Source organism: Rhizobium sp. SVR5-2C (genome assembly GCF_056755115.1).
The window spans coordinates 17189-36132 of sequence record NZ_JBNDHT010000062.1 but is presented as its reverse complement, the minus strand read 5'-3'; the positions used below and the strand labels follow the sequence as shown (position 1 = coordinate 36132).

At 60.8% G+C, this 18944-nt stretch carries 17 protein-coding genes; 9 read left to right on the top strand and 8 right to left on the bottom strand.

Annotated features, from left to right (window positions below):
* The 4 genes from ACPYOI_RS18535 to ACPYOI_RS18520 all read left to right on the top strand — a co-directional run.
* A partial coding sequence (locus tag ACPYOI_RS18535; protein ID WP_481423157.1) for a pirin-like C-terminal cupin domain-containing protein occupies nucleotides 1-122 on the top strand: 122 nt, incomplete at its 5' end.
* Between the two features lie 103 nt (nucleotides 123-225).
* A complete protein-coding gene (gene dxs / locus ACPYOI_RS18530) occupies nucleotides 226-2142 on the top strand; it encodes a 1-deoxy-D-xylulose-5-phosphate synthase (protein WP_481423156.1) in 1917 nt (638 codons plus the stop codon).
* A 129-nt stretch (nucleotides 2143-2271) separates the two neighbouring features.
* Entirely contained in the window at nucleotides 2272-3018 is a 747-nt protein-coding gene (locus tag ACPYOI_RS18525) for a TlyA family RNA methyltransferase (protein ID WP_481419770.1), read from the top strand.
* The gene (locus ACPYOI_RS18520; protein WP_481423155.1) at nucleotides 3015-4265 is read left to right on the top strand and encodes a class I SAM-dependent RNA methyltransferase; all 1251 of its coding nucleotides are present in this window, start codon (nucleotides 3015-3017) and stop codon (nucleotides 4263-4265) included. The genes ACPYOI_RS18525 and ACPYOI_RS18520 overlap by 4 nt, the downstream gene beginning before the upstream one ends.
* 26 nt (nucleotides 4266-4291) lie before the next feature.
* On the opposite strand, the gene ACPYOI_RS18515 is transcribed toward ACPYOI_RS18520, so the two are convergent.
* The 3 genes from ACPYOI_RS18515 to ACPYOI_RS18505 all read right to left on the bottom strand — a co-directional run bounded on the left by ACPYOI_RS18515 (nucleotide 4292) and on the right by ACPYOI_RS18505 (nucleotide 7582).
* The gene (locus ACPYOI_RS18515) at nucleotides 4292-4957 is read right to left on the bottom strand and encodes a dihydrofolate reductase family protein (protein WP_481423154.1); all 666 of its coding nucleotides are present in this window, start codon (nucleotides 4955-4957) and stop codon (nucleotides 4292-4294) included.
* An 83-nt stretch (nucleotides 4958-5040) separates the two neighbouring features.
* Nucleotides 5041-5793: a crotonase/enoyl-CoA hydratase family protein gene (locus ACPYOI_RS18510; RefSeq protein ID WP_481419781.1), complete on the bottom strand. Its 753-nt coding sequence runs from the start codon at nucleotides 5791-5793 to the stop codon at nucleotides 5041-5043.
* 10 nt (nucleotides 5794-5803) lie between these two features.
* Complete coding sequence (locus tag ACPYOI_RS18505) at nucleotides 5804-7582, bottom strand: acyl-CoA dehydrogenase family protein (protein WP_481415768.1); 1779 nt, start codon at nucleotides 7580-7582, stop codon at nucleotides 5804-5806.
* A gap of 195 nt (nucleotides 7583-7777) precedes the next feature.
* Between ACPYOI_RS18505 and ACPYOI_RS18500 the strand changes: the two genes are divergently transcribed.
* Nucleotides 7778-8773, top strand: a complete 996-nt coding sequence (locus tag ACPYOI_RS18500; protein ID WP_481415767.1) for a transporter — start codon at nucleotides 7778-7780, stop codon at nucleotides 8771-8773.
* A gap of 56 nt (nucleotides 8774-8829) precedes the next feature.
* Here ACPYOI_RS18500 and ACPYOI_RS18495 read toward each other — a convergent pair whose 3' ends face one another.
* Together ACPYOI_RS18495 and ACPYOI_RS18490 are read right to left on the bottom strand one after the other, a co-directional pair.
* Nucleotides 8830-9291, bottom strand: a complete 462-nt coding sequence (locus ACPYOI_RS18495; RefSeq protein ID WP_481415766.1) for a BA14K family protein — start codon at nucleotides 9289-9291, stop codon at nucleotides 8830-8832.
* 287 nt (nucleotides 9292-9578) lie between these two features.
* Nucleotides 9579-10823 (bottom strand): aromatic ring-hydroxylating oxygenase subunit alpha, encoded by a 1245-nt coding sequence (locus ACPYOI_RS18490; protein WP_481415765.1) that lies wholly within the window; start codon nucleotides 10821-10823, stop codon nucleotides 9579-9581.
* Nucleotides 10824-11146: 323 nt separating this feature from the next.
* Between ACPYOI_RS18490 and ACPYOI_RS18485 the strand changes: the two genes are divergently transcribed.
* The 3 genes from ACPYOI_RS18485 to ACPYOI_RS18475 are packed head-to-tail and all read left to right on the top strand — an operon-like array spanning nucleotide 11147 to nucleotide 14232.
* Nucleotides 11147-11755, top strand: coding sequence for a DUF6656 family protein (locus tag ACPYOI_RS18485; protein WP_481415764.1), 609 nt, complete (start codon nucleotides 11147-11149; stop codon nucleotides 11753-11755).
* Nucleotides 11756-11810: 55 nt separating this feature from the next.
* Complete coding sequence (locus ACPYOI_RS18480) at nucleotides 11811-12785, top strand: L-threonylcarbamoyladenylate synthase (RefSeq protein ID WP_481415763.1); 975 nt, start codon at nucleotides 11811-11813, stop codon at nucleotides 12783-12785.
* Between the two features lie 19 nt (nucleotides 12786-12804).
* Complete coding sequence (locus tag ACPYOI_RS18475; RefSeq protein WP_481415762.1) at nucleotides 12805-14232, top strand: FAD-binding oxidoreductase; 1428 nt, start codon at nucleotides 12805-12807, stop codon at nucleotides 14230-14232.
* A gap of 45 nt (nucleotides 14233-14277) precedes the next feature.
* Here the strand turns inward: ACPYOI_RS18475 and ACPYOI_RS18470 are convergent, their stop codons facing one another.
* A complete protein-coding gene (locus ACPYOI_RS18470) occupies nucleotides 14278-16440 on the bottom strand; it encodes a DUF1217 domain-containing protein (protein WP_481423153.1) in 2163 nt (720 codons plus the stop codon).
* A 312-nt stretch (nucleotides 16441-16752) separates the two neighbouring features.
* On the opposite strand from ACPYOI_RS18470, the gene ACPYOI_RS18465 reads away from it, so the two are divergent.
* Entirely contained in the window at nucleotides 16753-17319 is a 567-nt protein-coding gene (locus ACPYOI_RS18465) for a DUF6101 family protein (protein WP_168828593.1), read from the top strand.
* 59 nt (nucleotides 17320-17378) lie between these two features.
* Here the strand turns inward: ACPYOI_RS18465 and ubiA are convergent, their stop codons facing one another.
* The gene (ubiA, locus tag ACPYOI_RS18460; RefSeq protein WP_481423152.1) at nucleotides 17379-18338 is read right to left on the bottom strand and encodes a 4-hydroxybenzoate octaprenyltransferase; all 960 of its coding nucleotides are present in this window, start codon (nucleotides 18336-18338) and stop codon (nucleotides 17379-17381) included.
* 60 nt (nucleotides 18339-18398) lie between these two features.
* Entirely contained in the window at nucleotides 18399-18884 is a 486-nt protein-coding gene (locus ACPYOI_RS18455; protein WP_481415759.1) for a class I SAM-dependent methyltransferase, read from the bottom strand.
* Nucleotides 18885-18944 lie beyond the last annotated feature (60 nt).

Below are 18944 nucleotides of genomic sequence, written 5' to 3'. Positions count from 1 at the left end.
GGTGGAACTTCGTCTCGTCTTCCAAGGAGCGTATCGAGAAGGCGAAGGAGGAATGGCGCACCGGCCGCTTCGATATCGTGCCGGGGGACGAAGAGGAATTCGTGCCTTTGCCTGAGGGCTGAATTCCTTTAGAATTAAATGCTTGCGGTTCTTGAAATGCATTTGTTTTGCCGCAATCTAATCGAATAAACAAAACCCAAGAACGATAACAAAGAGCGCCCGCCCGTGACAAATCCTCCGAAAACCCCGTTGCTCGATCAGGTCAAATATCCGACAGACCTGCGCAAGCTCGAGGATCGTGACCTGCCGCAGCTTGCGCGCGAGGTCCGTGACGAGATGATCGACGCGGTATCGCGCACCGGGGGTCATCTTGGGGCAGGCCTTGGGGTCGTCGAGCTGACTGTTGCCATTCACAGCGTGTTCAATACGCCTAACGACCGACTGATCTTCGACGTCGGCCACCAGTGTTATCCGCACAAGATTCTTACCGGCCGCCGGGACCGCATCCGCACGTTGCGCCAGCAAGGTGGCCTTTCCGGCTTCACGCGCCGCGCCGAGAGCGAATACGATCCCTTCGGGGCGGCGCATTCCTCCACCTCGATTTCTGCCGGTCTCGGCATGGCGGTTGCCGCCGAACTCGACAAGACCGACCGGCGCGTGATTGCCGTCATCGGCGACGGCGCGATGTCTGCCGGGATGGCCTACGAGGCGCTGAACAATGCCGGGGCGCTGGATGCGCGGCTCATCGTCATCCTCAACGACAACGACATGTCGATCGCCCCGCCGACAGGGGCGATGAGTGCTTATCTCGCGCGCCTTGCCTCGGGTCGCACCTATATGGGCTTCCGCGATCTCGGAAAGAAGCTGACCGGCTATCTCGGCAAGAAGGTCGATAGTGCGATCACCCGCGCCGTCGAACATGCGCGTGGCTATGTGACCGGCGGGACCATGTTCGAGGAAATGGGGTTCTACCATATCGGTCCGATCGACGGCCATTCCTTCGAGCATCTGCTCCCGGTGCTGCGCAACGTGCGCGACAATGCGCAGGGACCGGTGCTGATCCATGTCGTGACGCAGAAAGGCAAGGGCTACCCACCGGCGGAAGCCGCCGCCGACAAGTACCATGGCGTCAACAAGTTCGACGTCATCACCGGGGCGCAGGCCAAGGTCAAGCCGAATGCGCCGAGCTATACGAGCGTGTTCGCCGAAGCGCTGGTGCAGGAAGCGAAACTCGACGACAAGATCATCGGGATCACGGCAGCAATGCCGAACGGCACGGGCCTCGACAAGCTTGCCGAGATCTTCCCTGCCCGCTGTTTCGATGTGGGGATCGCCGAACAGCATGCGGTCACCTTCGCCGCCGGCCTTGCCGCCGAAGGCTACAAGCCCTTCGCCGCGCTCTATTCCACCTTCCTGCAGCGAGCCTATGACCAGGTTGTCCACGATGTCGCGATCCAGGGCCTGCCGGTCCGCTTCCCGATCGACCGGGCCGGTTTTGTTGGCGCCGACGGCCCGACGCATGCAGGTTCGTTCGATACGACATTCCTTGCCACCCTGCCCGGTTTCGTGGTGATGGCGGCTGCCGACGAGGCCGAACTGAAGCATATGGTGCGCACAGCCGCAGCCTATGATGCCGGTCCGATCTCCTTCCGCTATCCGCGTGGCGAAGGCGTCGGCATCGATATGCCGGCGCGCGGGGAGATCCTGCAGATCGGCAAGGGCCGCATCGTCAAGGAAGGCACGAAAGTAGCACTGCTCTCCTTCGGCACGCGGCTTGCGGACTGCTTGCTGGCGGCAGAAGACCTCGACGCTTCGGGCCTCTCGACGACGGTTGCCGACGCTCGCTTTGCCAAGCCCCTGGACCATGAACTGATCCGTCAGCTTGCCCGCCATCACGAAGTGCTGATCACCGTCGAAGAAGGCGCCGTCGGCGGCTTCGGCAGCCATGTCATGCAGTACCTCGCAATGGAAGGGCTGCTGGACAACGGGCTGAAGATCCGTTCGCTTGTCATGCCGGATATCTGGGTGGAGCAGGCGAAGCCCGAGATGATGAACGCCCATGCCGGTCTCGACCGCGCGGGGATCGTTTCTACGGTGTTCAAGGCGCTGGGCGGTGGTGCGGCCGTCGGCGTTGCCGGCTAAGGATAGCCGGAGCCTGGATCTGCGCAGGTTCCCGATAGCGCGACAAAGCCTGCTGCGGTTCTGGGATTGCTGATCGCCGCCGCAAACAAAAAGCTTGCAAGCGGAGGCCTTGCCGGTCATGGACAGCCGATGTCCGATCAGAACACCCAACGCCTCGACCAGCTTCTCGTGAGCCTCGGCCTTTTTGCCAGCCGCTCGCGAGCGCGCGATGCCGTCGCCCGCGGCACCGTGAAGGTCGCCGGTAACGTCATCTCCAAGCCGGGCGCGCTCTTTGCCGGGGATGTTGCAATCGAGATCGACGATCCTGCGCAGGATTATGTGTCCCGCGCGGCGCTGAAGCTCATTGCGGCGCTCGATCATTTCCGTCTCGATCCGGCCGGCTACCACTGTCTCGACATCGGCGCTTCGACGGGCGGCTTCACGGAAGTGCTGCTGGAGCGCGGTGCAGGGCATGTGACCGCCATCGATGTCGGTCACGGGCAGATGCATCCGCGCATCTCGGCCGATCCGCGAGTCACCAATATCGAAGGGCTGAACGCCCGCAATCTGACGGCAGAGGATATCGGCCGGCCGGTGACCTTCGTCGTCTCGGACGTGTCGTTCATTTCGCTGAAACTGGCGCTGGCGCCAGCCTTGCGGATTGCCGAGCCGCGCGCAATTGCGGCACTGTTAGTCAAGCCGCAATTCGAGGCCGGGCGCGAAGCGATCGGCAAGGGCGGGCTGTTGAGGGACCCCTCCTCCGCGCCCGCGGTGGCCGCCGAACTGGAGCGCTGGCTCGTCGACGACATGGGCTGGAGGAGCCTCGGGCTCATCGCCTCGCCGATCGCAGGCGGCGACGGCAATCAGGAATTTCTACTGGCAGGAACGAAGCCGTGAGCACCGAAACAGTCACCATCCAGAAACTCGGCGGCCAGGGCGACGGCATTGCCGTCGGGCCGGACGGCCCGATCTATGTGCCCTTCTCGCTTCCCGGCGAAAGCGTGGCGATCGCGCGCGTCAAGCACCACGGCACGATCATGTCGATCGCTCAGCCTTCTCCCGACCGGCAGGAACCACCCTGCCGCCACTTCGGTCCGGATGGCGTCAACGGCACCTGCGGCGGCTGCACGCTGCAACACATGGCCGATGCACCGTACCGCGCGTTCAAGCGGCAGCTGATGATCGACGCGCTGAAATCGCATGGAATTACGGCCGAGGTCGGCGAAATCGTCCCGGCGCATCCCGGCGAGCGCCGCCGCGTCGTCTTTGCGGCGCGCAAGACCGAGAAGGACATGCTGATCGGCTTCAACCAGGCCGAAAGCCATCACATCGTGGCAATAGAGGAATGTCCCATCTCGTCGGCGGGCATCGTGGCGCGGCTACCGGCGATCAAGGCGATCGGCGCAGCACTTGCGACAAGCGCCGAACCCTTCCGCATCTCGGTCATCGAAACGCTGTCCGGCCTCGATCTGGCTGTCGATGGAATCAAGAAACTGTCCGATCAGCAGCGCCGCAAGGCGATCGAGACCGTTCTCGGCATACGCGGCATCGCCCGCGTTTCGCTGAACGGCGAAATCCTCGTCGAGCCGCAGAAGCCGATCGTCGACTTCGGTGGCGTGCAGGTCTCGCCGCCCGCCGGCGGGTTCACGCAGGCGACGAAGCCCGCCGAAGATGCGATGGCCGAGCTGGTGCTTGCTCATGTTGGCAAGGCAAAGCGCATCGCCGATCTCTTTGCCGGCGCGGGCACATTCTCGCTTCGGCTTGCGCGGATCGGCCGGGTGCATGCCGTCGAAGGAGATGAGAAAGCGCTTGCGGTGCTGGACCTCGGCGCCCGCAAGGCGCAGGGGCTGAAGCAGGTTAGCGTCGAAAAGCGTGACCTCTTCCGCCGTCCGCTGATGACATCCGAGCTGAAGGTCTACGATGCGGTGGTCTTCGATCCCCCGCGCGCCGGAGCGGAGTTTCAGTGCAAGGAACTGGCGCGCTCGGCGGTGAAGAAGATCGCCGCTGTCAGCTGCAATCCCGTGACGCTGGCGCGCGATCTGGCGATCCTCGTCGAGGGTGGCTACCGCGTCACCAGCGTCACGCCGATCGACCAGTTCCTCTGGACCTCGCATGTCGAGGTGGTGGCGACGCTGGAGAAATAATCCGGAACTACGGCCGGCAACCCATCTCAGCCTTGGCGTTTCATCCGCTCGCGGCGGGCAATCTCGGCCTCGGACGGACTATCGAGCCCGAACGATCCGGTGCGGATCTCGCCGGCGCGCTCGTAGACGCTCATGACGACACCGGTCGTAGAAACGGCCGTCTCGGTGAGCCTCAGTGCGCCCGGTTGTATGCCATCGCGGAAGAGACGCTTGCCGCGACCAAGCATGAGCGGAAAGGTCAATATCCGGAACTCGTCGATCAGATCATGTGCCATCAAGGTCTGTAGAAGGCGGCCGCTTCCCTGGGTCAGCAACCTAGGACCAGCCCCCTGCTTCAGCCGGGCGACCTCCGCGGCAACGTCCCCGTTGAGGGCAATGGATTTCGCCCAGGTCAGCGGCTCCGGCGAGGAGGTGGCGACGTATTTCGTCACCCTGTTGAAGCGCGCCGCGATGGGGTTCTCGTCACCGATGAAGGGCCAGTACGCGGCGAAAATTTCGTAGGTCGTGTGTCCGAGCAGAAGGTCGAAGGGGGTCGAGAACATCCCATCTATGAATTCCCGTATGCGCACGTCCGAGTAGGGGACGAGCCAGCCGCCATATTTGAAACCGCCCGTCGTATCCTCCTGCGGCCCGCCGGGCGCCTGCATGACGCCATCCAGGCTGACGAATGCTGCTGCAACGACTTTTCTCATTTTCAGATCTCCCGTTGTTCCTGCAACAAGGACGGACCGATGGTTCGGAATCCGACACGTGAATCCGGATTTTTGCAAGCCGCTCAGCGGCGCATGAAAGCCTCAAAGGCGGCGCGGGCTTCCGCACTTTTCAGGCGCTCGGCGAAGTGCCGGGCTTCCTCATCAATGCGCTTGATGATCTCGGCACGGTCGCCACGAATGAGATCACGGGCGATCTTTAATGCTTCCGGTGGCTTGGCGGCGAGTTTGGATGCCGTCGCAAGCGTCAGCAATTCAACGTCTGGCGCGGGGCAGACCTTCCAGACAAGCCCGGCATCCTTCGCCTCATCGGCTGAGAAGGCTTCACCGGCTGCCAGCATCGCGAAGGCCCGCTGATGCCCCATGATGCGCGGTGCGATCAGGCTGGAGGCAGCCTCTGGCACCAGCGCCAGATCGACGAAGGGCGTGCGGAACTGGCTGCGATCGGATGCGATGGTCAGGTCGCAATGCATATGCATCGTCGTGCCGATGCCGATCGCCAGGCCATCGACACCGGAAACCAGCGGTTTTTCGGCATTGACCAACGCATAGAGGAAATCGAGGAGTTCATTGCCCAGGCTGCCGCCCATCGCAGCGGCAAGGAAATCACCGATATCGTTGCCTGCAGAAAAGGCGCCTTCCGTGCCGAGGAAAGCGGTCGCCCGGATGGCACTATCCTCGTTTGCCGCCCTCAGCGCCTCCGTCATCCGCACATACATGGCGCGGGTGATCGCGTTCTTCTTTTCCGGGCGGTTGAAGCGAATGATCTGGATGCCGGGATGGGCTGCGGATTGTTCGACGATGATGTGATCGGACATGGGATGATCCTCACGAAAGAGCGATGCGGGCGGCAGCGAGGCTTTCGGCGCCGTTGACGACGCGATCCTTCAATGCTGCGGTTTCCGACAAGAGATTTTCGGCGGCAAAGCGGCAGAGCGCAATGCGGCTTTGGTTCGCACCGTCCGAAACGCTGGCAAGCCCGCCCTTCGCCAGATAGCAGCCGGTCAGCACCAGACCGAAGAGGCGCTGATAGGGTGTGGCGCCCGAAAGGGCATCAGTCAGCTTGCCGTCGGCCTGCGCCTTCAAAAGCCAGAGGGTTGCCTGCTCCAGATCGGCAATCGCCGCGTCAAGCCGTGCGGCCGTTTCGCCGAAGCCATCGAGATTGGAACTGCGCACCTGATCGGCGATCTCGCGAAGTTCGGCGATGAAGCCCGCCACGTGGGTGCCGTTCGAAAGCGGCAGCTTGCGGGTGACGAGGTCGATCGCCTGGATGCCGTTCGTGCCCTCGTAGATCGGTGCGATCCGGGCATCGCGCAGGAAGCGGGCAGCGCCCGTCTCCTCGATGTAACCCATGCCCCCATGGACCTGGACGCCGAGCGAGGCGACGTCGACGCCAGCGTCGGTCGAGAAGGATTTGGCGATTGGTGTCAGCAGCGCGGCGCGCTCCTGCCAGTGCTGCTTATCCGAAACCGAGCGGTGCGACATGTCGATCGCATGGGCGCAGGCATAGGAGATGGCACGGGACCCTTGCGTCAGCGCCTTCATCGTCAGAAGCATGCGGGCGACGTCCGGATGTTCGATGATCGGGCTCATGCCGCTGCCGGTCCAGCCGGGCGCCCTGCCCTGCGTGCGCTCGCTTGCATAGGCGATCGCCTTCTGCGTCGCGGCTTCGGCGATCGCCACCCCCTGCATGCCGACCGTGAGGCGCGCATTGTTCATCATCGTGAACATGCAGTTGAGGCCCTTGTTCTCCTCGCCCACAAGCCAGCCGATCGCGCCCTTCTCGCCGCCGAACCTGCCGTCGCCATAGATCATCGTGCAGGTGGGCGAACCGTGGATGCCCATCTTGTGTTCCAGCGAATGGCAGAAAACGTCGTTCCGGGCTCCAAGCGAGCCATCGTCGTTGACAAGGAATTTCGGCACGAGGAACAGCGAAATGCCGCGGGAGCCGGCCGGAGCATCCGGCAGGCGAACGAGCACGAGATGGATGATATTATCCGTCGCGTCGTGTTCGCCCCAGGTAATGAATATCTTCTGGCCGAACAGGCGATAAGTACCGTCGTCTCTCCGCTCGGCACGGCTCTTCAGTGCGCCGACGTCCGAACCCGCCTGCGGCTCGGTGAGGTTCATCGTGCCCGTCCATTCGCCGGAAATCAGCTTTGGCAGGTATTTCTGCCGAAGCTCCGGGCTGCCGTGGGCGCTCAGCGCCTCGACCGCGCCCATGGTCAGCGTCGGGCAGAGCGCAAAGGCGGTCGCGCCGGAATTCCACATTTCGAGAGCCGCAACGTTCAACATGTGGGGCAGGCCCTGGCCGCCATATTCCTCAGGAGCCGAAAGGCCGTTCCAGCCGCCCGCGATCCAATCCCGGTAGAGCTTCGCCCAGCCGTCGGGTATCTTCACTTCACTATCGACGAGGCGAGCGCCCTGCCGGTCGCCGATCTCGGCCAGTGGAGCAACCTCTTCCGTCGCAAAACGGCCGGCTTCGCTGAGGATTGCATCGACGAGGTCCTCGCCGAGTTCGCCAAGGAGGCCTTTTTCGATCGCCTCGCTCAGTCCCGCGACATGTTTCAGGGTGAACGCGATGTCCTCGACGGGCGCCTTGTACATATCATCTCCTCGCATCTCGAACGGAACCGCAGCCCCGGGCCTCCGCTGGAAGAGCTAATTTATTTTTACGTAAACGTCAATTTCGAATTCCTTTTCGAATTGATGATATCTTGGGCCCCACAGGCCTTCACACTTGTACAAACAACGGTCATGAAGAATCTCTAGGGACTGATCGCATCGAAAGGATCGCGGCTGATGGATACCTTGCCTGCCAATATACCTGGCCTTGTCTGGGCCTACAGTTTTCCGGCAGGAAGCGGCAAAGCGGTTCGCCTTCAGAATAGTGCCTTTCCGGCAGAGTTGGCATCCGGCGAGGGTTTTTACTGGCTGCACCTCAATCTCGCAGATGCGCGCGTCCCTGCCCTGCTCGATAGCCTGGACGGCCTATCCGAGGACGCCAAGGCCGCGCTGACCACGCGGGACACGCATGCTGCGATTACCGTCGACGAACAGATGCTCTACGGTACCCTGGTCGACTGCCAGCGCGAATTCGACCAGGACACCAGCGATCTCGGCTGGCTACATTTCGCGATCTCCGATCGCTTCATCATCACCACCCGGCTGCAGCCGCTGCGCAGCGTCGAGCGGGCACGCGCGATGATCGAGAAGAATCCCGCGAAGTTCTCCCGACCGGTCGATCTCTTCGAGCTGCTGGTGATCGAGTTCCAGCGCACGCTGATCTCGGTGGTGATGGAACTTACCGAAGAGCTGAACCTCATCGAGGATTTCGTTTACGACAATGTTTCGCGCGATGAGCGTCGGCGGCTGGCGCCAGCACGCCGCACGATCGTCCGCCTCCACCGGCACCTTCGAAACGTCCTCTCCCTCATGCGGCGTGCATCGGCTTCCGACGAGGACGAGATGCCCTTCGGCTTCGAGGATATTGCCAGCCGGCTGACGAGCCGGCTCGAAGCAGTCGACCACGATATCTTTGCGCTGCAGGAACGTGCCCGTCTATTGCACGAGGAAATCGACTCGAAGCAATCCTCCGAGACCAACCGGCACCTTTACATCCTGTCGCTGATGACCGCCTTCCTGCTGCCGCCGACGCTGGTGACCGGCTTTTTCGGCATGAACACCGCCAATCTGCCCTTCACTCAGGGGTCCGGCGGCACCGAATACGCAATGGCGCTGATCGTCGCTTCGGTGTTGCTTGCCTGGTGGCTGCTGAAGCGCGTCAATATTCTCTGAACGAAAAAGCCCGGCATTGCTGCCGGGCTATAGAGCTTTTCAAGCTGTGGAAAGCCTTAGTAGGGCGAATAGCACTGCTGGCGCGGGCCGTTGTAGGGCTGGAACGTGTTGTCGTAGGCCCGGTACGACCGGTAGCGGTTCGCGCACCAGGCGACGTGGGCGCTGCTGCCACCATAGGCCGGCGGCGGGGGTGGAGCGACGTAGCGCGGCTGTGAAGCGATGGCGCCGCCGATAATCGCGCCTGCGCCGAAGGCAGCCAGCGGATACCAGTAGCCATTGTAGTGACGATAGCCGCGGCGATAAGAGGGATAGCCGCGATAGCCACCGTACCAGCCCGGACGGTAATCGTGACGATATCCCGGACGGTAATAGCGGCGGTACTGAACGTTCTGCACCTCCGAAGATTTTTCCATCTGCGGCGAGGTCGGCATCTGGATTGCTTGGGACGGCACGAAGCTGGTCAGGACAACAGCGGCTGAAAGGACGGCAGTCGCAAGCTTTTTACTGAGACTATTCATTGCATTCTCCGTTACACAGCGAACCTAGGGGTCAGGACGTGGCGGTATGTTTCCAACGCACATCGTTCGGCATCGGGTTGGATCTTACGAAAGCGCAAATGAACCGGGGATTAACCGGTTCATTTTTATACACTTTTTACGTGCAACTATACCGCATGCAACAATCATGCGCGCATCCACCGGACCTTTTTGCGGCGCCGGAGTCAATCAATCGTGAATGCCCAAGGGAACGGCCGCCCGGCTGCCGCGGCCCGAGCGAAATCGGTCGTGCCGCGAAGCGCAGAAGATCAGGCGACGACGGAAAGCTTTGCCTGATCGCCCTGAAGCCGGTTTACCATGAAGTTTGCATACCATTCGAGGAACTGCATGACGCCACCCTCATGGAGCATCGAATAAGGGCCCGGTTCATAGGCTGGCGAGCGAATGCCGAAGGCATTTTCCTCGACGATGCGGCGGTCCTGGTCGTTGGTCTCGGTCCAGACATGCGTCAGTTCCTCGAGGTTGTAGTCCACGCCTTCCACAGCATCCTTATGCACGATCCACTTCGTGGTGACGGCCGTCTCGTTGGCGCTGAGCGGCAGGACGCGGAAAGAGATCGCGTGATCGCCGAGCAGGTGGTTCCATGTCGTCGGATAGTGGAAGAGCAGCATGGTGCCGATGCGATCGATCTTCATATCGTCCGACAGCGGACGCTTGACTGCGGGCCTGCCGGACATCGTGTAGCTTTCGGCATCCTCGATCAGCGGCATGCGGGCGGCGCGGAACTGACCGTCCGGCGAAATCTGGAACTTGCTCGGAAGGCCCGCCGCCTCGCAACGCGCCCAGTGCCCGGCGATTTCCGGATCGTCGGCGCCGCCGTCCGTGCCGGTGACGCTCGGCGCTTCCGGATAGGTGCGGCAGAGTTCCGGATGGTTTGCGGCGCAGTGATAGCACTCGCGGTTGTTTTCCCAGACGAGTTTCCAGTTGCCCTTCTCGATGATGGTGCTCTGGAAGGCGATCTTACCCTCGCTCAGGCGGTGCGGCAGCATATAAGGCGCGACCATGTCGCGAACCGGCTGGAAGTCCGGAGCGTTTTCGGCCAGGCAGATGAAGATGTAACCCGCAAAGCTCTCGCAATGAATGGGCTTCAGGCCGTAGCCGCTCTTGTCGAAATCGTCGCCCATGTGGCGGGCAAAAGCCAGCTTGCCGTCGAGATCGTAAGCCCACTGGTGATAGGGACAGACCAGACGAACGGACGAACCGTGCTCCTTGGTGCAGACGCGCGAGCCGCGGTGACGGCAGCTATTATGGAAGGCGCGGATGACGTTGTCGCGGCCGCGGACGATGACGACCGGATATTGGCCGATCTGAACCGTGAAATAGGCGCCTGGCTTCGGCAGTTCGCAATCATGGCCCATGAACAGCCAGTCGCGATAGTAGATCATTTCCATATCGAGCTTGAAATAGTCTTCGTCGATATAGAACGGCTGTTCGAGGCTGAAGCCTTCCCGCCGGTTCTTGAGCTGCCGCAAAACGTTGCTGCGAATATCCATCTGCTTGTCCTCGTGCCCTAGGCTGCCGGGAGAATTACTCCCCATCATTTAATCACCGGCCATGACCGAGGCTTGGTTGTAATGCGACATCGGCTTCGAAAATGACGACAGGGAACAAAGTAGCACAGCCTTCGCGATCTTTAGCCACAGCTGCTTCAAATGCGACATCCAAAAAGTTCAAATTTCGCCGATGGATGGAAGGGCACATTGTCGCATCTGCGCTTTCCGTGGAAACCTGCTTCAGCGTGTGCGCGAAGACTTTAAGACGCTCTTAAGCATAAGCTCCTATGCTCCATCCTGGGACACGGTATGGAATGCGAGCCATGGCGAAACTGCGCTATTTTGAAGCCACAGAGGCACAACACCCGCAGGGCTCAAAGCCTGTGGCGCCATATTCCGAATTTCTCCGCACCGGCAAGATCACCCGCGCACGGCCGTACCGCCTTGCCCCAGAACGCCGATACCTCACGCATGAGGAAGTGGAAGAAACGACCGGCCGGAAACTGCAGGCGGCGGGCCTCAAGGCATATCAGCAGATCAACGGCTTCCACGAGTCGATTCAGTTTCCGAAGATGGTGTTCCACCGGACGCTTTCGGACAGTCCGCATCTCGGCTATTGCCACGTGACTGCTGCCCGGACGAAATTCGCACGCTACAAAGAGGTCAGCTGGGCCTTCTATATCGCCAATTTCAATGCGGATATCGGCGACAACGACAATTTCTTCCACCACATCGATATCAGTTCCGGGCGTATGTATTTTGCCGTCGCCATCAAGCCGGGCGAGCATACGCCGGAGAAGATGACGGTCGACCGCTCCGTTCGCGGCAACGGCCTGCTCTTCAAGACCGACGATCCGCAGGTGGCGATCAAGAACGTGCTTCTCCTTGGCGCACGCAACGAACAGCTCCGCGAAATCATCCGCCAGCTCTGATATTGATCGGGAGCTTTCAAAGGCCTATGGGACTGCCTGGAGCAACGGGCGGCACATGGCACGGATAATCGACATCGCAAAACACAGGCAAGAGGCGCTTGAGGCGGCGTCGGCCGTGCTTTCGGAGGGCCATCCGGTCGCCATTCCGACCGAGACCGTCTATGGCCTTGCTGCCGACGCGACCAACGCGACAGCGATAACCCGGATCTATGAGACCAAGGGCCGGCCGCGCTTCAATCCGCTGATCTGCCATATGAGCAACCTGGCGATGGCGGAGAAATATGCGGAGTTCGACCCGGTCTCGCGCGCGCTGGCTGAAGCGTTCTGGCCGGGGCCACTGACGCTCGTCCTGCCCTTGAAGGCGGAAAGCTCGATCCATGCACTGGCAACCGCCGGCCTCGACACGATCGGCATCCGGGTGCCGAAGGGGTTCGCGAGCGAGTTGATCGGCCTCTTCGGCAAGCCTCTTGCCGCGCCGAGCGCCAACACGTCAGGCCGGATCAGTGCCACCAGCGCAGCACATGTCGACGCCGATCTGGGCAACAAGATTGAGCTGATCCTCGATGCGGGCGCGAGTGCCGTCGGGGTGGAATCCACCATCGTCAAGGTCGACGGCGACGAACTGAGACTGCTGCGGCCCGGCGGCCTGCCTGCCTCGGAGATCGAGCGCGTCGCCGGCAGGCGGCTGCGGCGATCGAAGAAGGCGGCGGCGGCAATCGAAGCCCCGGGCATGCTTGCGTCCCATTATGCGCCCGGTGCGAATGTCCGCCTCGAGGCCCGGTCCGTGAAGCAGGACGAGGCTCTCATTGCCTTCGGGCCGGCCGATATCGAGGGCGCAGGCGGTGCCGTCACCGTGCTCAATCTCAGCCCCGGCGGCAATCTGGCCGAAGCCGCCGCCAATCTTTTCGACTACATGAAGAAGGCCGATGCGAGCGGCGCGGCCACGATCGCCTTTGCGCCGATACCGGACGAGGGCCTTGGCGAGGCAATCAACGACCGTTTGAGGCGCGCCGCCGCGCCACGCGAATGACAAGGAAGGAATAAGCCCGATGAGCGCCAGCATTTCCCCTGAACTTCTCGACCGCTTCGCTGCCATTGTCGGCGACAAGTACGCGGTGCGCAGCCAGTCCGAGCTTGCGCCGCACCTGATCGAGAACCGCGGGCTCTATCATGGCTCCTCGCCCCTTCTGCTGAAGCCGGCCAACGTCGAGGAGGTTTCGGCGATCCTGAAGCTTGCGACGGAAACCGGCGCGGCGGTCGTTCCGCAAACCGGCAATACCGGCCTCGTCGGCGGTCAGACGCCGCGCGAGGGCAAGTCGGATATCATCATCTCGCTCGAACGCATGAACAGGATCCGCGACGTCGACCCGGTGGCAAACGTGCTGGTGGCCGATGGGGGCGCCATTCTTGCCGAAGTCCAGAAGGCGGCCGAGGCGCATGGCAGGCTCTTCCCGCTGTCGCTCGGTTCGGAAGGCTCCTGCCGCATCGGTGGCAACCTCTCGACAAATGCCGGCGGCACGGCGGTGCTCGCCTATGGCAACATGCGCCAGCTCTGCCTCGGCCTCGAAGTCGTGCTGCCGACGGGCGAAATCTGGAACGGCCTGCGCCGTCTGAAGAAGGACAATACGGGCTACGATCTTCGCGACCTCTTCATCGGCGCAGAGGGCACGCTCGGGATCATCACCGGCGCCGTCCTAAAGATTTTCCCGCAGCCGCTTGGCCGTCAGGTCGCCTTCGCGGGGCTCAACTCTGTGGAAGATGCGCTCGCTTTCTTCAACCTTGCAAGCAGCCTCTGCGGCACCTCGCTCACCGGCTTCGAACTGATGCCGCGGTTCGGTGTGGAGATCACCGCCAAGCATATCGAAGGCGCGCGCGATCCGTTGGAAGCACCGCATCCCTGGTATGTCCTGATCGACATTTCGACCTCGGATTCGGCTGAGACCGCCGAGCGGATGATGAATGCGCTTCTGGAACAGGGTTTCGAGGCGGGACTGGTGCAGGATGCGGCGATCGCCTCTTCGGTTGCGCAACAGAAGGCGCTTTGGCATATGCGCGAGAGCATGTCGGAAGCCCAGAAACCGGAAGGCGGCTCGATCAAGCACGATGTCTCCGTGCCGGTCTCGAAGATCCCGCATTTCATGCAGGAGGCGGGTGAGGCCGTGCTTGCCGCGATCCCCGGGGCTCGCATCTGCGCGTTCGGCCACATGGGCGACGGCAATATCCACTACAACATTTCCCAGCCCGTCGGCGCCGACAAAGATGCCTTCATCGCTCGCTGGCATGAAATGAACGAGATCGTCCATGGGCTCGTGCTGGCACATGGCGGCTCGATCTCGGCGGAGCATGGCATCGGCCAGCTGAAGCGCGACGAGCTTGCCGCCATCCGGCCCGCCATCGAAATCGACCTGATGCAACGCATCAAGCGCGCCTTCGATCCGGCGAACATCATGAATCCGGGGAAAGTGATCGCTGTCTAAAGCCCGCGGGGTCCCGCGGACGGAGAAGCCCTACTTCGATTTGGTTCAGCGGCTGGTCAGGATCGTCAGTGCGGGCGACGACTGGGTGTTGTTCTTCAGGTCGTACATGACGGCGAAGCGCTTGACGAGCTTATCGACCTTGTCGGGATCCTGCAGATCACTGAGAGTGACGTATTTTTGCAGCGCCTTGGCCTGCTGGTCGACATCCATGCTTTGGAACGCCGACGGAAGATTGAAGGCCGTCGTGACCACCTGGAACATGGCCTGATCGCCCATGATATCGTAAATCGAGGTGATGTCTGGTGCCTTGCGCTGGGCATAGAGCGCCAGGCGGACACCCTGGTTCGTATCGCCCTGCTGCTCTTCCAATGTCTGGTCCAGATAGAGCTCATTTGTCTTGCGCAGTGCGCCGCTATTCTGTGCCGTCCCCGTCGTCGAACGCGTGAGATTGCCTTTGCTGTCGAAATTGAAGGAGGTGACAAGCTCCCTCAGCTTGGCGCTGTTTTTGTCGGTCGGATCGTTCAGCATGCTCTTCGGATCATCCGGATCGGCTGCGAAGGCCTTCTTCAGCGTATCTGTGGTCACCTGCTTCGGGTCCAGCCCCTTCGCCGTCAGTATGAAAGAGACGAGCTTTTTGTCGGCGAGCAGGTCCGACACCGACTTCACCTTGCCGATGTTATCCTCGAAATAGGCGATGTCCTCCTTCGACGCCTTCACGGCTGCCTGCTGCTCTGCGCCGCTCAGGAGCATCGTCTTCTGGGTGTTGTAGGCCAGTCCGAAATTGTTGATCTGGGTTTGCGACAGGGCCTGAAGCGGCGTCGAGACGTCACCCTTGCTATCGAAGTTCAGGGCCTTGGCGAGTTTGACGAGGCGATCGTCCTTCAACGAATTGACGTAGCTCTTCGGATCATAAGGATCGCTTTCGAGAATCTTCTTCAGCTGCGATTTGGTAACTTCGTCCTCACTGAGGCCGTAGGCGCGCAGCACAATCTGATAAAGCTCCGGATCATTGTCGTTGATGCCGCCGTCGTCGTCGTCCTTGTTGCTCAGGAAGAAGTCATCGATATCCTTGACCGAGGCCATCCTCGTCTTGAAGTTCGCGCTACCGCCGTCGACCGTCAGCTTTTGCAGTTCGCCATAGTTCTTGCTGTAATTTTCTGACGTCTTCTTTAGCTGATCGGCGGTCTGTGCCTGCTCGCCCGCTGGCACGTTGCCGTTAGCGTCGAAATTGAACATCTTCGGAACGCCGCCGTAGCCAAACACGTTCGCAAAGCTGGTCGGATCGCTGGGATCGCTCGTGATGATCGCCTGTACCGTGGCGCCTGAAAGATTCGGCGGATCCCACATACTGAAGGCCGCCTTGATATAATCGACCATACGCGGGTCGCTGACCAGCTGCTTGACAGAGGTGACCGTGCCGATCGTTGCTTCGTAATGGGTCTTGTTGTACGCCGCCGCCGTAAACGTGGTGAAGGAAGGAACCGTCACGTTGTATTGTTCGATGACCGCGTTCTTCTGAGCTGTGGTCTGTGCTGTGGCATTCTTGAGCGTGCCGTCGGCATTGAAACTGAATTGCGCCGCGAGCGCCTTGTACTTGTCGTTGGCGCTGGTGTTCACGAAGCTTTTGGGATCGTTGACGTCGCTGGTCAGGACTGACTTCAGGAAAGTCTTGGATACGTAGGTCGGATCGATGTCATAGGCCTGCAGCATGTAATCGCGGAGGCGGTCATTGTTGACGAGATCCGAGGCGTTCTTCACCTTGTCGACTGCGGCGCTGTAATAGGTGCTCTCGGTCCTGGCGGACGTTTCCTCGTCGGCATAGGACTGAGTGTACAGACCGAGGGTCTCGTCCTCCTGCGCCTGAGCCTGAGCAACCTCAGGCTGCGCACCGAAATTGAACGCGGCGGCGAATTCCTTGTAGCGCGGGTCGGAAAGCCGGTTTGCGAAGCTGTTCGGATCGCTGAGATCGCTTTCGAGCACCTGCTTCAGGAAGCCTTTGCCGTATGCCATATCCGCGAGGCCGTAAGCCTTGGTCGCATAGCTGTAGAGGCGATAATCGTTCATGAAATCGTCAACGGTTTTCACGTTGCCGATATTGGCGTTGTAGTAGTCGATTTCGCGCTGGGTGGAAGGCTGCTTGGCGACCCTATCCAGGGTCGACGGCATATTCTTGGTGAGGATCGTGTAACTCAGATAAGTCGAGATCATAAATCACGCCTCTTCCGGCAAAGGCTCAAAGGAATAGAGAATACTCAATACGTTATTGTCGCATCCAAAGCTTACCCGAGGCTTACTTCCCGCCGTCCCGCTTTGACGCAGCTTCCGGCGGTCGCTCGTTCACTGTCCGGAAACCCTGCCACATTGGTTTTTGATAACCATCCGGGACGGCAAAGTTTTCTTAACCGCGAATTTTAAGTGGTCCGGAAGAGGGCATCCGTATTGTCGAGGCATAGAGGGCGAAAAAGCCCCAAGGAGAAGACCGGGAACCGGCTCTCAGGTAAGACAAGGGTAGAAACAAACATGAAAAACACCGTTATGAAGCCCGCTTGGGCTGCAACGACACTGCGTCTCGATCCGTCCCGCTTTCCTCAACAGGTCAGCTACGCCGTTCACGACTCCGCCGGTGACGTCAGCATAACGATCGACGAACGTGGCGCCATTCTTCGCAAAATTCTTCCATCGAGCGGCCTTCCGCTTTCCGTTGCCCTGCCGAAACGGGCCTTCAAAGGCGTGGCAGCCCGGGCGATCGACCATGGCGGCGGCGAAGTGACCGTAACGCTGGAACTACACCATGAAGATCCGGATCTCTGCATTCCGCTGCTGGTCGCACACGATCTTTGCGATATCGCTGCCGACTGGCGGAGCTGGTCGGAGGCATTCCGCATTCCGATGCTGATGGTCGAGGCCGACGGCATTGCACGGCCGCTCGAGGATCATCTCGGAGATCTGCGCACCAGCCGCATGAGGCCGCGCCGCCGGCACTCCTATTTCGCCAATCGCCGTCCGCGCTTTCTCGTGCGTCGCACGACCGGCAAGCTCGGCGTGACGATGAAGATCGAAGGCAAGGAAATTATCGCCCGCAACTAGGCGGCGCCATTTCAAACCAATGATGCCCGGCCATTGTGCCGGGCATTTTCGTTTCCGTGTCAGGGCAGAACGAAGAGAAGCGAAAGAACGAGGCCGGCGAAGATGATGAGGCCGACGCGTGTGTTGGACTTGAACAGGGCAAGGCACTGGTCGGCGTCGTCGATGTTGATCGTCACGATCTGCCAGGCAAACATGGCGGCGGCAATGAGCAAGCCGAGATAGGCAAACAAGCCGACGCCCGCAAGCGCGAAAGCGCAAAAAGCCAGCACGAGCGTCAGTCCATATAGACCGACAAGCCACTGCTTGGTCTTTTCTCCGAAAAGCCGTGCAGTCGAACGCACGCCGATCAACTCGTCGTCTTCCTTGTCCTGATGCGCATAGATCGTGTCATAACCGATCGTCCAGACGATCGAAGCGAGATAAAGCCCGATCGCGGCAAAGGACAGGCTGCCGAATATGCCGGCCCAACCCATCAGCGCGCCCCAGGAAAAGGCAAGACCAAGGAAGAACTGCGGCCAATCGGTGAAGCGCTTGGCAAAGGGATAGAGCGCGACGATGGCGAGCGAAAGTATGCCGAGAGCAACCGCGAACCAATTGAACTGCAACAGCACCAGCAGGCCCACGAACGCTTGAAGCACGATGAAGATCTTCGCCTGGGTTCGCGTGACACGCCCCGACGGCAAGGGTCGTGAGCGGGTGCGCGCAACTTCCATGTCGATCTGATGGTCGACCAGATCGTTATAGGCGCACCCTGCCCCGCGCATGGCGACGGCACCTATGAAGTAGAGAAACAGATGAAACAGCATCTGCGAGCCGGAGAAGAGGCCCTGGGCCGCGGCAGCATTTGCCGCGAGTGCGACCGACCAGAAACAGGGCCACATGAGAAGCTGCCAGCCGATCGGCCTGTCCCAGCGCGCAAGCTGCGCATAGGGCCAGAGCCACGGAGGCAAAATCCGGTAAACCCAATTGTCCGAAGGAGCGTCGGCGACGCGCCCGTTGAAGCCGCCAATCTGTTGCATGCGGCCATCTAGCGACCAGGCGCCGGGCGGGTCAATAGCCGGGCCGTCGGCGCCGAGCGTTCATCTGCGGCGATAGAGAAAGTAGCGGCCCTTCTCGACAGACCGAGGCGGCGGAATTTCCTCAAGTTCGGGATGCTTCAACTCCAGGCCGCTGACCGCAAAGCCGCCACGCGCCAGGACAGCGACGATGCGGGACGGTAACCACTGGCGGATGATTGCATCCTTTTCCGGGTAGCCGGTGCCGATGTCAGCATGAGCGACGGCTGCCGCTGCACCATTATAACTCATGCAAGTTTCCTGGATATCGCCGAGCACGACATCCGCATCGTCGGGCCGGCAGCTTCCGTGCGCACCGTTTTCGTGATCGAAGGCGATGATCCGCAGGTCAGGGAAGCGAGCACGCAAGTGACTATAGGTCCGGCCGTTGCCGAGACCGATCTCCAATATTGGTCCATCCGGCAGTTCCGGCTGCCTTTCCGCGATGGAGTCGAGTATGTCTCTCTGCGCGGAGATTCTGCTGATAAAGTCGTCGAGACGTGTTCGCATAAGCCAATCCGAGTGCCCTAACTCGAAATAAGCTTTTAAATTCAATAGTTCAAGCTCACC